Source organism: Anaerosporobacter faecicola, assembly GCF_012070565.1.
GTDB lineage: Bacteria > Bacillota > Clostridia > Lachnospirales > Lachnospiraceae > Anaerosporobacter > Anaerosporobacter faecicola.
Map to the genome: position 1 here is coordinate 36,969 of NZ_JAAQRO010000026.1, position 13,492 is coordinate 50,460.

Annotated in this window: 13 protein-coding genes and 1 tRNA gene; 7 read left to right on the forward strand and 7 right to left on the reverse strand. The window is 33.6% G+C overall.

Annotated elements, in window-relative coordinates:
- Positions 1 to 84 precede the first annotated feature (84 nt).
- From HBB17_RS11490 to HBB17_RS11515, 6 genes are all read right to left on the reverse strand, one after another.
- The gene (locus tag HBB17_RS11490; RefSeq protein WP_167957639.1) at positions 85 to 651 is read right to left on the reverse strand and encodes a V-type ATP synthase subunit E; all 567 of its coding nucleotides are present in this window, start codon (positions 649 to 651) and stop codon (positions 85 to 87) included.
- Positions 652 to 683: 32 nt separating this feature from the next.
- Entirely contained in the window at positions 684 to 992 is a 309-nt protein-coding gene (locus tag HBB17_RS11495; RefSeq protein ID WP_167957640.1) for a V-type ATP synthase subunit F, read from the reverse strand.
- A gap of 75 nt (positions 993 to 1,067) precedes the next feature.
- The gene (locus tag HBB17_RS11500) at positions 1,068 to 1,490 is read right to left on the reverse strand and encodes an ATP synthase subunit C (RefSeq protein WP_167957641.1); all 423 of its coding nucleotides are present in this window, start codon (positions 1,488 to 1,490) and stop codon (positions 1,068 to 1,070) included.
- A 102-nt stretch (positions 1,491 to 1,592) separates the two neighbouring features.
- Positions 1,593 to 3,509 (reverse strand): V-type ATP synthase subunit I, encoded by a 1,917-nt coding sequence (locus HBB17_RS11505; protein WP_167957642.1) that lies wholly within the window; start codon positions 3,507 to 3,509, stop codon positions 1,593 to 1,595.
- A 19-nt stretch (positions 3,510 to 3,528) separates the two neighbouring features.
- The gene (locus HBB17_RS11510) at positions 3,529 to 4,563 is read right to left on the reverse strand and encodes a V0D/AC39 family V-type ATPase subunit (RefSeq protein WP_167957643.1); all 1,035 of its coding nucleotides are present in this window, start codon (positions 4,561 to 4,563) and stop codon (positions 3,529 to 3,531) included.
- A 4-nt stretch (positions 4,564 to 4,567) separates the two neighbouring features.
- Positions 4,568 to 4,879 (reverse strand): hypothetical protein, encoded by a 312-nt coding sequence (locus HBB17_RS11515; protein ID WP_167957644.1) that lies wholly within the window; start codon positions 4,877 to 4,879, stop codon positions 4,568 to 4,570.
- A 504-nt stretch (positions 4,880 to 5,383) separates the two neighbouring features.
- On the opposite strand from HBB17_RS11515, the gene trmB reads away from it, so the two are divergent.
- The 3 genes from trmB to trxA are packed head-to-tail and all read left to right on the forward strand — an operon-like array spanning position 5,384 to position 6,592.
- Positions 5,384 to 6,025: a tRNA (guanosine(46)-N7)-methyltransferase TrmB gene (gene trmB, locus HBB17_RS11520; RefSeq protein ID WP_167957645.1), complete on the forward strand. Its 642-nt coding sequence runs from the start codon at positions 5,384 to 5,386 to the stop codon at positions 6,023 to 6,025.
- 40 nt (positions 6,026 to 6,065) lie between these two features.
- Positions 6,066 to 6,260 (forward strand): hypothetical protein, encoded by a 195-nt coding sequence (locus HBB17_RS11525; protein ID WP_167957646.1) that lies wholly within the window; start codon positions 6,066 to 6,068, stop codon positions 6,258 to 6,260.
- Positions 6,261 to 6,274: 14 nt separating this feature from the next.
- Positions 6,275 to 6,592, forward strand: a complete 318-nt coding sequence (gene trxA, locus HBB17_RS11530) for a thioredoxin (RefSeq protein ID WP_167957647.1) — start codon at positions 6,275 to 6,277, stop codon at positions 6,590 to 6,592.
- Positions 6,593 to 6,766: 174 nt separating this feature from the next.
- Here trxA and HBB17_RS11535 read toward each other — a convergent pair whose 3' ends face one another.
- Positions 6,767 to 8,008 (reverse strand): AI-2E family transporter, encoded by a 1,242-nt coding sequence (locus HBB17_RS11535; protein WP_167957648.1) that lies wholly within the window; start codon positions 8,006 to 8,008, stop codon positions 6,767 to 6,769.
- Positions 8,009 to 8,227: 219 nt separating this feature from the next.
- On the opposite strand from HBB17_RS11535, the gene HBB17_RS11540 reads away from it, so the two are divergent.
- From HBB17_RS11540 to HBB17_RS11555, 4 genes are all read left to right on the forward strand, one after another.
- Positions 8,228 to 8,300 (forward strand) — tRNA-Lys (locus tag HBB17_RS11540).
- Positions 8,301 to 8,670: 370 nt separating this feature from the next.
- Positions 8,671 to 9,651, forward strand: coding sequence for an L-lactate dehydrogenase (locus HBB17_RS11545; protein WP_330588212.1), 981 nt, complete (start codon positions 8,671 to 8,673; stop codon positions 9,649 to 9,651).
- A gap of 84 nt (positions 9,652 to 9,735) precedes the next feature.
- Positions 9,736 to 11,742 carry a Dam family site-specific DNA-(adenine-N6)-methyltransferase gene (locus tag HBB17_RS11550; RefSeq protein WP_167957649.1) on the forward strand — a complete coding sequence of 669 codons (2,007 nt, stop codon included), beginning with the start codon at positions 9,736 to 9,738 and terminating at the stop codon, positions 11,740 to 11,742.
- The gene (locus HBB17_RS11555) at positions 11,739 to 13,481 is read left to right on the forward strand and encodes a restriction endonuclease FokI C-terminal domain-containing protein (RefSeq protein WP_167957650.1); all 1,743 of its coding nucleotides are present in this window, start codon (positions 11,739 to 11,741) and stop codon (positions 13,479 to 13,481) included. The genes HBB17_RS11550 and HBB17_RS11555 overlap by 4 nt, the downstream gene beginning before the upstream one ends.
- The last annotated feature ends 11 nt before the right edge of the window (positions 13,482 to 13,492 follow it).

The following is a 13,492-nucleotide window of genomic DNA, read 5'->3' on the forward strand; positions in this document are numbered from 1 at the left end:
ATTGGAGCAACCTCCTAATTCTATAATTACATGGCACAAATAGGTCATGTGTATAAAGCATTGTATTATAAGAAATCTTAAGAATTATAATTTAAAGTTTGCTTTTTCTTCTTTCAATTTGGTAGAGAAGGAAAAATCAATCAAAATATGTCGTGAAGAAATAACACTTCGTATTCCACCTACAAAATCAATGTTGCTTACAGTTAGAGTAGTATTAGTAGCAATCTCAAGTTCCTGCTTCATTGATTCATCTGTTGGGTTAATGTAGATTAACATGTCATCTCCATTAGAAAATGCAACAGCTTCTTTAATTTTTCTTATCAAAAAATCTTTATATTCTGTTGTTTTCATATAGGAAGATAGTTGTTTCTCTACATCAAGGAATAAACGATCAACTAATTCCTGTTTGCGAGTACTTATGTTACGTTTGATCGTAACAGACTCATTGGATAAGTTTTTGTTTTTTTCACGAATTAAGTTTTCTGATTCTGTACGAAGTTTTAATTCTGCTTGTTTTAATAAAGCAGCCTTCTTTTCTTCACACATTTTTTGCAATGTTTGTTCATATGATTCTAGAATCTTAACACTTTGTGCAGTTGCATCATCAATTGCACTTTGATAAAAGTTATCTAATTTCTCATCTAATGTCATAAACAAGCATCTCCTTTCCTAAACTTGGAGAGTTATAATTTTAAACCAATTGCTTCATTTACATAGTCTGTAATGAAATTTGGTTTTCTACCAGTACCATGACGGTCTGGAATCTCAATGATTAATGGTAAGCGACGATTTAGTTTAACATCGTCTACAATTTCTGGAAACTCACGACTGAATTTTTCTGTGATCAATATAATACCAATTGTTTTATCTGCAATTGCTTTATCAAGCTGTTGTTTTAAATGTTTCTTTGAATGAATGACCACACCATCTACCCCGGCAAGTCGCATGCCGGTATAGGTATCTACGTTGTCGCTGATTAAATACATCCGCATAATAATCGTTCCTTTCCAATTATAGATAGGTAATGGAATAAATCATGGTCTGATTTGTAAAACTACCACAATGGATTAAGGTAACATTGTAAATGAAAGTACAAGTCCGTATAATGCAATACCTTCTGCTAAGGCAACGAAGATTAATGCTTTACCCATGATACTAGAGTCTTCGCTCATTGCACCTAATGCAGCACTTGCAGCAGAGGCAACGGCAATACCACCACCAATACAAGAAAATCCAGTAGAAAGAGCAGCAGCAATATATCTCCAACCATCTGAGGAAGAAGAAGCAACCGCTTCCGTAGCAGCAGATGCATTACCAGTAAACATTAAGATATTAGCAAGAATTAATGTTCCAAAGAAGAAAAATGCGTTAAATCCAAGAGCAGCTTTAAATCCACCTTGTTTCTTTTTGCTTAGTAAAAATGCTCCAAATGGAACGAAAATGCTTAAGATTAATGCAATAACAAAGATATATCTAGTAATTAAGTTCATAAATGATTCCTCCTAAAAATAATATAATAAATTAATCATATTTGGGGCGTAAGGTATTTTTTCCCAACATTATAATGACGGTTAGTTAATGAAGAAACATAATTAATTGTTCTTATATGGTTTAAATTCTTTTCCGTTACCACGATAGAATCGGCTAAACATCTCATAGTATTCCAAACGAAGAACTTGAATTCCAACGATTAAGCCTTCCATTGCAGCTACGAATATATTACCAATGATCATAATTGGTATATTGCCAATTCCACTTTCTGCTCCTGCAAACATAAGTACAACACCCATCATTGCACCATGGCTAAGGGCGAAGGCACCAACACGTAGAAAGGAGATTGTATTACTTGCATAACTTAATAATACTTCAAAAAGTTCAAAGAATGAGGTTAATACAAACATTCCTTTTCCATCTGGAAACAGATCTTTTTTCTTTTCAATCTTTCTCTCTAAAGGTTCTTTAAAGAACATAAGTAAAAGTGGAATCCCAAACAATAAAGCAAGGACAATTGCTCCTGGTAGTGCATGACCGGTAAAGATTAAAGCAACACATCCCATGATGCCACCATAGAATAAAAGTCCAGCTACACCATTGGTATCAAATAAAAGACGCCCATAATCTTTTGATTTTACTGCATTAATAATATTTAAAACCATTGCTACAATGATTAAAAATGCACCAAATACAATGGCAGTAATCAGAATAGACATGATATTATCCATTGGCTTCATCCAAAGATGTGGAATCATGTCTTCATACCCAAAGATACTTCCATACATAAAACCAAAGATTGTTGAAAAGATACCAGCTAAGGATACAATGGCACCAAGATTCATCTTCTTGATCTTATAGAAGAGTGCACCACCGATTACAAGACATAAGCCCTGCCCAACATCGCCAAACATAATACCAAAGATTAATGAGTAGGTAATGGCAACAAATAAGGTTGGATCAATCTCATTATATGCGGGAACTCCATACATCCGAATAAACATTTCAAATGGTTTGAATATTTTTGGATTCTTAAGTTTTGTTGGCGGTTTTGTTCCAATATCATCCTGTACTTCTTCTGATATACAGTAGACATTGGAATCTCCTTCAATCTCTTTCAAAAAGGCATTGGCATCGGATAGCGTCATCCAGCCACATATAATATAGAAGACGAGATTATCACTGTTATGATCCACACCACTTTCCTTTGTGCAGGCGGCAAGTTTTCTTATGTTATGGTTCTTAGTTAAAGAAACCAAAGTGTTGTGAGCTAACAATAATTCAGGACCAATGGCATCTAGTTTCTTTTTTATTTCGATTGAAAGATCCTTAATATTCTTTGTAATGGAGGAAATTTTTTGAGAAATAGCTTCATGCGCTTCCTCAGGAGTTCCTTCATATTCATTAGGGATAAATATTCTTTCAAAGTGTAAGGATGCATATATGGCATCAATCTTTACACTAGATGTAGCAGGCACAAAGTAAATTCCCCAAACATAGTCTTCATCGCTATCGCATTCATAAAAAACGGTATTTAGATTCTCATAAACGTACTTTGAGAACTTGTTATAAAATTCGTGTGATATTCTACCAAAGCGGAATTTTATAAACTTAAACTCCATAATCTTCTTCATATCGTAGTTAAGCATTCGAAAAGGTTCAATTGTATGAAGAAGTTCCTTGTAATGAGTTTTGGTATCTTTGAGTTCTTTTTTTTGCGCGTTAAGATCTTCTAACATTGAAAAAGCATTTGCAATTACATCTGCAGCCTCGGATGGCGTCATAGATTTATGCGAAGCAGTGCAATCGTTATCTATTTTCTGAACAAGTTCATCTGATTTTGATAAAAGATCGCGATATGGATTCATCTCGACGAAAGGTTTTAGATCACGAACGGTATTTAACTCAGATAATGCGTTCTCTAGATGCATTTCATATTTGGATAAATACGTATTTGCTACACGATCAATATCATTCTTAGGACCTGTTATACTTAGAAACTTCATTTTTTCAATCACCGTCTACACCTCCATTCCCTTATTGTATATAATTAAGTGTTTCGTTCGGTTGTAGTTTATAACGAATACACTCTAAAACAGTAGTAAGTTTATCAATCTCTAGTTCCTTTAGGTAGAGATAATTTTGGACGGGAGCCATAGAGTTTGGATACTTCTGTTTATTTGTACTATAAACCTTTGTTATCAAAACCTTGTACAAGTTCTCAAACGATGTAATTTCGGTAATTCCATTTACCCTTACGTAATAACTTGTATTAAGGAAGGTAACCAATTCTTCTACAGTATTACTTTCAATATAAGTCGTAATCTCTTTCTTCTTTAATTTATATGATATTGGAATTATGTACGAGTATATTTTTGAAGGTTCAATATCATAGTACTTTTTGGACCGATAAATCCAAAGAACATTAAGCAAGTCGATTTTTTTACCAAGTATTTCTGTATAAGCCTTGTTACTGTCACCTTTTAAATATTTATCCTTTAATTTCCATACTTTTGTAAAGTAGTAGATATCAAGTTGCATTTCATAATCAAATAAAGTTGGATTATTTGTATTCTGAATTGCTTTTAATATAGGATAATATTCGGTGTTTCTTAAGCAATTAATAAATTCATCAATTGATTTTGCCGTAGAAAGTTGTTCTAAACTCACTTTTAGCCGTTTGCAAAAGAAAACATCGAAATTTGAGCCTTTGTATTCGTATTCATTATTAAAGACATGTTGCAGACAATATTTTATAATATTTGTTTCAAAGCGAAAGGATAAAAAAGTAAGAGCATGTCGTTGTTCCTGATTACAAAAACGATAGATACGAGAGTAACTATCATAAAGAGAATTCACAATAAGATGTTCAATTTCTCCTCTATGTAGTGCACCTTCATCAATTCCTGAAAATATTGGTGCATAGGAAGGATTCGCCTTCAAAAAATTAATGAATTCTGGAATTGTTTCTAGGTTACAGATTTTATTGTAATCATCTGATTTAAACAGATTACTTTCCATGGCTTTCACTTTGGCAGTGATCCCACTGTAAGTTAGTAAGTTATTAGCCATTCCATCACGCCCCAATTATGTTTTGTAAAACATGTTCTACTAAAGCATCATGATTCTTGGTAAAAGTGTTCTCTAATTCGTCCATTTGTTTTGCACAATCATCAATGAGGGCTTTTTTTTCTGATTCAAGTTCTTGGTCTGCTTGCTTTTGCAAGAGTTGAATCTTTTCGTTGGTTTCGTCCATAAGCGATGTCTCAAACTCAGATAACTCATGGTCAATTTCTCTACGCTTGGAGTTTTTTTGTTCATCAGTTCGAGAAATAATACGATTTGCCTTTTCTTCAATATCATACAAAAGGTTTATTACTTTTTCCATATGATTCCTCCTGTTCCACATTATTTGTAGCAATGTCTTTAAACAACATACAATCCTACACATAAATGTACGTTGTTTTTATTGTTTTTCAATACAAATACACTCTATCATAATACTACTTTTAAAAAAAATTTCTATAGTAAAAAGAGAGAAAAATGCCAATAATAAAGTTATGAATTGTTAATTTTTATGCAAAATGTTAAAAATGTGATAAGAAAAAAAATAAATTTACAGTTTATTAAAGTACTTAACAAATAAAGTAGACGCTGTTATAATTTCGCTAAAAAAATAAAATTTCTATTAAATATCATTAAATTTCAATCATAAAAGAATTAAAACAGAAAAACATATATAATTAAACAAAAAACTGAATAAATATTATAAACTAAATTGTTTGACTATTTATTGGGTAGACCTTATAATTTATACAAGCTAAGGTGGTAAATGATGAAATAATAGCAGGTAATCATTGGGGTACTGCTTTTATTATATGGAGGAAAAATCATGCGTTTAAGAAATGTGAAAGGTGCAAGAGAAAATATTGCAGCTTGTCAGTTTGTTATTCACAATCCAGAAGAGCAAAAAGGAAAGTGGAAGGAAATCTTTAAAAATGACCATCCGATTCATATAGAAGTAGGCATGGGAAAAGGAAAGTTTATTATTGAACTAGCACAGAAAAATCCAGATATTAATTATATAGGAATTGAGAAATTCTCTAGTGTTCTAATTCGTGCAATACAAAAGCAGGAAGAACTAGAGATACCAAATCTATACTTTATACGAATGGATGCAGAGAATATAGTAGATGTTTTTGATGAGGAGGAAGTAGATCAGATTTACTTGAATTTCTCTGACCCATGGCCAAAAGATCGTCATGCAAAGAGAAGACTTACTTCAAAAGAATTCTTTGGAAGGTATGATCAGATTTTAAGAAAAGATGGTTTTGTTATCTTTAAAACGGATAACAGGGATTTATTCGATTTCTCATTAGAAGAAGTTCCTGTTGCAGGATGGAAGATAAAGAATTCTACGTATGATCTTCATAATAGCGAATATGTTGAAGGAAATGTAATGACAGAATATGAAGAACGCTTTGTAAGTGAAGGGAAACCAATCAATCGATTAGTAGCTTACCGAGAAAGATAAGGATAGGAAGACCAGGAAAAACTTTTGATCGGATTTATGTGTGAAATGGTGCAAACTGCATATAATAGAGGAGAATAAAGTATTAGGTGATCCTATGGGTAAATCATTAAAATCAAATATTGCACGATCGTTAAGTGGAAATGTATCATTAAATAGAAAGTCATTGCAACTAAAACGATCGTGGGACGATGTGGATAAGATATTACAGTCCATATCAACAAAAAAGAAAAAATAATTGGAGGTAGAAAAATGGCATTTTTATTTACAGACGAAAATTTTGAAAAAGAAGCTCTAAAGTGTGAACAATTAGTATTGGTTGATTTCTATGCAGACTGGTGCGGACCATGTAAGATGATGGCTCCAATCGTTGAAGAGTTAGCAGAGGATTTCAAAGACAGTGCGAAGATTGGAAAACTTAATGTTGATAATTCACCTGCAACAGCAGCAAAGTACAAAGTAATGAGTATTCCAACAATGTTATTGATTAAGAATGGTGAAGTGGTTGATACGGTAGTTGGTGCAATATCAAAAGCACAATTACAAGAAAAAATTGAAGCAAATAAATAAGAAGCATATATAAGAAATGTAACACGTTTCCTTTTTAAGAGTTCTACGATATTGTAGCTTAATGAAAAGGAAACGTGTTTTTTTATTATTAACGCGAGAGTGTACGAAGTACACTTTTTTCTAATTTAAAATGCACACATACATGAATAACAGTAGGTGTGCATTATTATAAGACTAAGGTTCTTCTGGTACAGAGATTTTTCTCTTTTCTAGTCGGGCATTAATTGCTTTATCAAGCAAGTGTGCAATAACTGCAGTAATTGGTACACCGAGGAACATTCCAAGGACACCCCAACATGCTCCACCTACAGTGATTCCAAAGATAACCCAGAGTGGTTTCAAACCAGTGGACTCGCCAAGAATTTTAGGTCCAAGATATAAACCGTCAAATTGTTGTAAAACAAGGATCATAATAGCAAATATAATTGCTTTTAGAGGGCTAATGGCTAAAAAGATCAATACGCCAGGTACTGCCCCTATAAATGGACCAAAATAAGGAATCATATTGGTGATTCCAACGATTACACTTAATAATATAGCATAATCCAAACGTAAAATACGCATCAATATATAACATAGAATTCCAATAATAAGGGAATCAATTGTTTTACCAACGATAAAACGATTAAATATAGAGTTGCATTCTTTCACATTATCAAATATTTTGTTTGCTTTCGTAACAGGAATAAAAGAATAGACAATACGTTTTGTATTTCTTTTTAAGGCTGACTTATCAGATAGCATATAACAAGATATTACAATGGAAAGCAATATGTTAATTATTACACGAATTATGGATACGGATATACTAATCAATGTTGGGAATATATTGGAGAGTAGATTTGTACCATAACTAATAATTTCTGGCAATGCATTGTTAATCTTGGTTTCCACAACGCCAAAATCAATATAAGGAAATGTCTCTTCCAAGTTCTGAAGGTAGTAGAGTGCCTTTTCGGAGATATTTGTAACAGTTCCATTAAGCTCAGTTACCGTATTGATCAATTCAGGTATAATATAGATCAGGGAAATTGCAATCAATCCTATAACAATTAGATAGGATAGCAGAATAGATAATATCTTTCGCAGCTTTACTCCTTTGATCTTTAAAACATTTTTTAAGAATTTCTGATCAAGTGATAAGACAATTGGGTTCAGAATATAAGCAATAAAAAATGCAGTAATAAATGGAGATAAAACAGAAAAAATTGTTTGCACTGCTGAAACGGTATAGGAAAAGTTAACAATGATACTAACAATAATCGTACCAATGGCGATGACAGCCAATGCGTAGATGCTTATGATAAAATATTTCCGATTCGTTTCGAATTTATGGGAATGTGCATCATCCTTAGGGGACTCTGTAACGGGGGAATCAATTTGTGTTTGCTCTTGTAATTTTGTTTCTTGTTCCATGGCTTTCCTCCTCTTGTCTTATAGTGTATTCTTATTTTTAGTATAAAGGTAAAAATAGAGAATGGCAATAGAAAACGCCTTGAATAATTAGCAGATATTAGAAATAAATCGTTTATATTGTTGGAATAATTACAAATATAATAAATTTTAAAAAAAAATAAAAAAAGTACTTGCATTTTGTGTATGCTTCATATATAATAAATCTTGCGTTAAGGCAATGCGCTAATAGCTCAGCTGGTAGAGCACCTGACTCTTAATCAGGGTGTCCAGGGTTCGAACCCCTGTTGGCGCATTATAAAGTACCGATTTTGAAGACGAAGGAGCTTCGGGGTTGGTGCTTTTTTTGTGCGCTTTTTTGCGTTACAGGAAAGTAGTTCTGCATTAATGTGATAAAGAAATCTAGTTAATTTACTGTATTCATTTACATTACAAAGAAAATCAATTTTGTCTATCTTCTTAGTCTATGTATAGTAAAGAATATGCAACTGGTTATACTAAGACAAAGAGAAAGCAGAACTATAAGATTGATGATATCTTTTAAAGAAATGCAAGTTTTAGATAAGAAAATAAGGAAACAGAATAAGGAAGTAAATTATAGTAAGGATAATAAGAAAGTAAAACATAATAAGGAAATAAAATAAAATAAAATAAAATAAAATAAAATGGGAACAAGAAAGGAAAAAAATATGGCAATTAATAAAAGTAAAATAGCAATCATAGGATGTGGATTTGTAGGATCAACAACGGCATTTAGTCTGTTAACACAAGGGGTTTGTGATGAAATTGTACTAATTGACATTAATAGAGAAAAAGCATATGGTGAGGTAATGGACTTAAAAAACTCCATAGAGTATCTTAATCGTAATACAAAGGTTGTAGTAGGAACATATGAGGACTGTAAGGATGCAGATATTGTTGTTATTACTGCTAGTGCACCAATGCTAGAAAACCAGGAAAGGTCTCGTCTAGGTATGTTAGAGTCCTCAGCAAGGATTGTTAAAAGTATTGTAGAGCCAATTATGGCAAGCGGGTTCCAAGGACATTTTATTGTCATATCCAACCCTGTAGATATTATGGCGTATTATGTGTATCAGTTATCTGGTCTGCCAAAAAATCAGGTAATTGGAACGGGTACCTCCTTAGATTCTGCCAGATTAAAAAACTTTATTGCTGATCTGGTACATGTAGATCCAAGAAGCGTGTATGCCTATACAATGGGAGAACATGGCGACTCTCAGATGGTTCCATGGTCATGCGTTACGGTAGGGGGTAAGGCATTTTATGACATTATTGAAGACAATAAAGAACTGGTTGGTGATGTTAATTTAGATGAGTTAGTCTTAGAAACAACGAAAGCTGGTTGGGAGATCCTTCATAGGAAAGGGACTACGTATTATGGAATAGCAACCTCAACGGTGGGAATTATTAAGGCAATTTTAAATGATGAAAATTCAATCATTCCTGTATCTACATTATTGGAAGGGGAATATGGACAGGAAGGAATCTTCTGTGGAGTGCCTGCAATATTAAATCGTTCAGGGGTAGCAGATGTACTGGAAATTCATATGCAGGATGAGGAAATGGAAAAATTCCAGAAATCAGCAGATATTATTCGAGAGTATTGCAATAAGCTGTCATTTTAATACACCCAAAAATATGTTCTTGTTTTTTTATCACATTTCCAGTATAATAACAGCAAGGATGTTTTGGGATGTGGAGGAAGAGACGTGAGATATATTGGAAGTAAAGCTACATTATTAGATGAAATTGATAAAATGATTGGAAAACACACAACAGGAAACGAAACGACTTTCTGTGATATATTTGCAGGTACGGGTATTGTTGCACGTTATTTTAAGTCTAGGTATGCGGTTACATCCAATGATATGTTACATTTCTCTTATGTTATGCAAAAAGCTACCATAGAGAATAATCTTGCTCCTGATTTTACAAAACTACATGAGATGGACATAAAAGACCCTATTGCGTATTTGGAAGAGGCGGAGATTTCTAATGTAACATATGAGGATGATACGTATTTTATTGCAAAACATTATTCACCCCATGATGATTGCCAAAGAATGTACTTAACAAATTCCAATGCGCTTCGAATTGATTTTATTAGAAATACCATCGAGAAATGGCATCGGGAAGAATTAATTAACGACAATACCTATTATTATCTGCTGGCAAGTCTATTGGAAGGGGTTCCATACGTTTCGAATATTACAGGTACTTATGGTGCCTATCTAAAAGAGTGGGATAATCGAGCATATAAGAAGTTTGAGATGATTCGTCTAGAAGTTGTGAATAATGAACGTGAGAATCATAGTTATAATGAGGATGCATTGGAACTAATTCAAAAAGTAGAAGGAGATATCCTTTATATTGATCCTCCATATAATGCAAGACAGTATGCACCCAATTATCATTTGTTAGAAACCATATCAAAGTATGACTATCCAGAGATTCAAGGGGTTACAGGTATTCGCCCTTATGAGGATATGAAATCACCGTTTTGTATGAAGGCAAAGGTTGAAGAGGCTTTTGATCAACTAATCAAACAGGCAAAGTTTACGCATATTATTATGAGTTATAGCAGTGATGGATTAATGAATGAATATCAGATTGAGACCATATTGAAACGATATGGTGATCCAAAGACATATCAATTAAAGAAAATTCCATATCGAAAATATAAGGGAAAATTAAATTCAAAAGGGCGTACCTTATATGAATATTTATTTTATATACAGAAGCCTGAATTTGGTGTTAATCAAGGTACAGAACAGAACATAGATCAAAGAGAACAATCTCGCTTTAGTAAACAGGCAATTTTAAATAGCGGTAAATACATTAAAAGTCCGTTGAATTATATTGGAGGAAAGTATAAATTATTGCCTCAGATTTTACCACTATTTCCGGAAGAGATTCATACATTTGTTGATTTATTTTGTGGTGGTTGCAATGTAAGTGTCAATGTACAGGCAGAACAAATCTTGTGTAACGATATTAATGGGAAAATCATAGAGCTTTATAAAACATTTAAGAAGATGCCTATTAATAAAATTATTGGACAAATTGAAGAAAATATTGAAAAGTACGGATTGTCAAAACAAAATGAAGAAGGATTTAAGCAGTTTCGTGATTACTATAACCAGACAGGAAATCCGATCGATCTGTATACACTAACCTGTTACTCATTTAATTATCAATTCCGTTTTAATAATAACCTTGAGTATAATAATCCATTTGGAAGAAATCGTAGTCAATTCTCTGATAATATGAGAAAAAATCTATACCTATTTGTGGATCGCTTACAGTCTTCCAAAATTACTTTTAGTAGCAAAGATTTCACAAAAGTTTCCTTGCGGAATCTTTCAGAAGGGGACTTCATCTATTGTGATCCTCCTTACTATATTACCACAGGAACTTACAATGATGGTAACAGAGGGTTTAAAGATTGGAAAGAAGCGCAAGAACGTGCCTTGTATCGTTATCTGGATCGTGCAGATAAGAAAGGGATTAAATTTGCTGTTTCAAATGTCATGGAACATAAAGGAAGGCATAATGATATATTAGAAGCGTGGAGTAAAAAGTATGAGGTGACAGATCTGAACTTTAACTATTCCAATGCAAGTTATAACACAAGCAGAGGTTGCAGCAGGGAAGTTCTGATCACAAATTACAAAGTGGCTGATGGTAGTAAGATAAAGGAGACCAAGCAAGTATGATTACAATATGGCCGGTAGAGACTACTAATTTTCGTGCATTTGGCTGGGTACAAGATCCAAGTAATTTAAGAAGTTTATGTAATGTAACAGCTATATTTGATGAAAACTCGCCAATGCATAAGAAATTGGTTCAAACGATTCTTCCTCAATTGGTGGAAGAAAGAGATGGAAGAGACGACTTAATTCAGGCGTTACAAGCTAGACCTTTACGAATTCCGTATAGTAAGCTTGTAGGAACCGCATTTAAGCCAAGAAAAGACTCGCGGTGTAATGGAATTGTACAAGCAACAGTAAAAGGGCAAATACGACCATTTATCGGCGAGTGGCAAGCAGATAATTTTGTACGGTGGGCATATGCTTTTCATTTTATTCAATATAATTATGAGGATGACACATTCACAATAACAGAGGAGGGAAGAGAGTTAGTAGAAGCATGGGAAGGAAATGATGCGCTATCGCCAAAAGAGATATCGATCTTAACAAAAGCGATTTTGGCATACCCTCCTGCGGTAAGAATACTAACACTTTTAGCAAAAGAGGATGCACATTTAACAAAGTTTGAACTTGGTAAACAACTTGGTTTTATTGGAGAGAATGGATTTACCAGTTTGCCACAAAGTGTACTCCTTCGATCCTTGGCTATTACAGAAGATCCAACGGAATGTAGTAAGATGAAAGCGGATTGGGAAGGGTCTAGTGACAAATATGCTCGTATGATAGCAAAATGGTTATCAAAGCTTGGGCTTGTTGAAATGGTATCCAAGACCTTTGATGTATCTATTCAAGGGAAAATAAATCAAGTTACGATTGGCCAGGCATATCAGATTACAACGAAAGGGTATATGGCACTAAACCACATACAAGGAAAAAGCTCCTATAAAAAATTGGGTAAGAATATATGTTTTGAGATGTTAGCAACAAAAGCTGGTGACCGGGAGTATTTGCGTTCAAGAAGAGCGTATCTGCTCAAATTCTTATCAGAAGCCAAAAGTACGATAACATTAGAGGAATTAGTTAATAAGATTAATGCAAGTGGAATATCCTGTGAAGGAAGTAGTATTGAGGATGATATCAATGGTTTAATTAACATTGGTCTTCAGATTACAAAGGAACAAAGCGGATACTGCCTTCAGGATTGCTTAAGTGATTTTATTATACCTACTGCCAGGTTAGAGGGCAGATCAGAGCTGGAATATAAGAAGGAAGAGGTACGTCATCAATTAACACATCTATCCCATGAATACCTAGGGTTATTAGACCTCGCTTATGATAGTAAACAAAATCGCTTGTTTGAGTTAAAGACGATGCAGCTACTTACAGAAGAGTGTGATTTTGAGGGATTACATCTGGGAGGAAGCAGAAAACCAGATGGGATTGCCTACTCGGAGAGCTATGGTATAATCATAGATACGAAGGCGTACTCTGGTGGATACTCATTACCAATATCACAGGCAGATGAAATGGAACGCTATATTGGAGAGAATCAAACAAGGGATCCAAAGGTAAACCCCAATGAGTGGTGGAAGAATTTTTCGGACACAACACAGGAATTTTATTTTATGTTTGTGGCAGGGCATTTTAAAGGAAAATATCAAGATCAAATAGAGCGGATTAGCTGTAATAAAAGTGTAAAAGGTGCTGCGGTCTCTATAGAACAGTTGTTATTGACGGTTAATGCCTATAAGGCAGGAAAGTTAGATCATGAAGGTATTAAAAAAGCGCTGTTTGAGAGTGTGTAATAGAAAGGAAT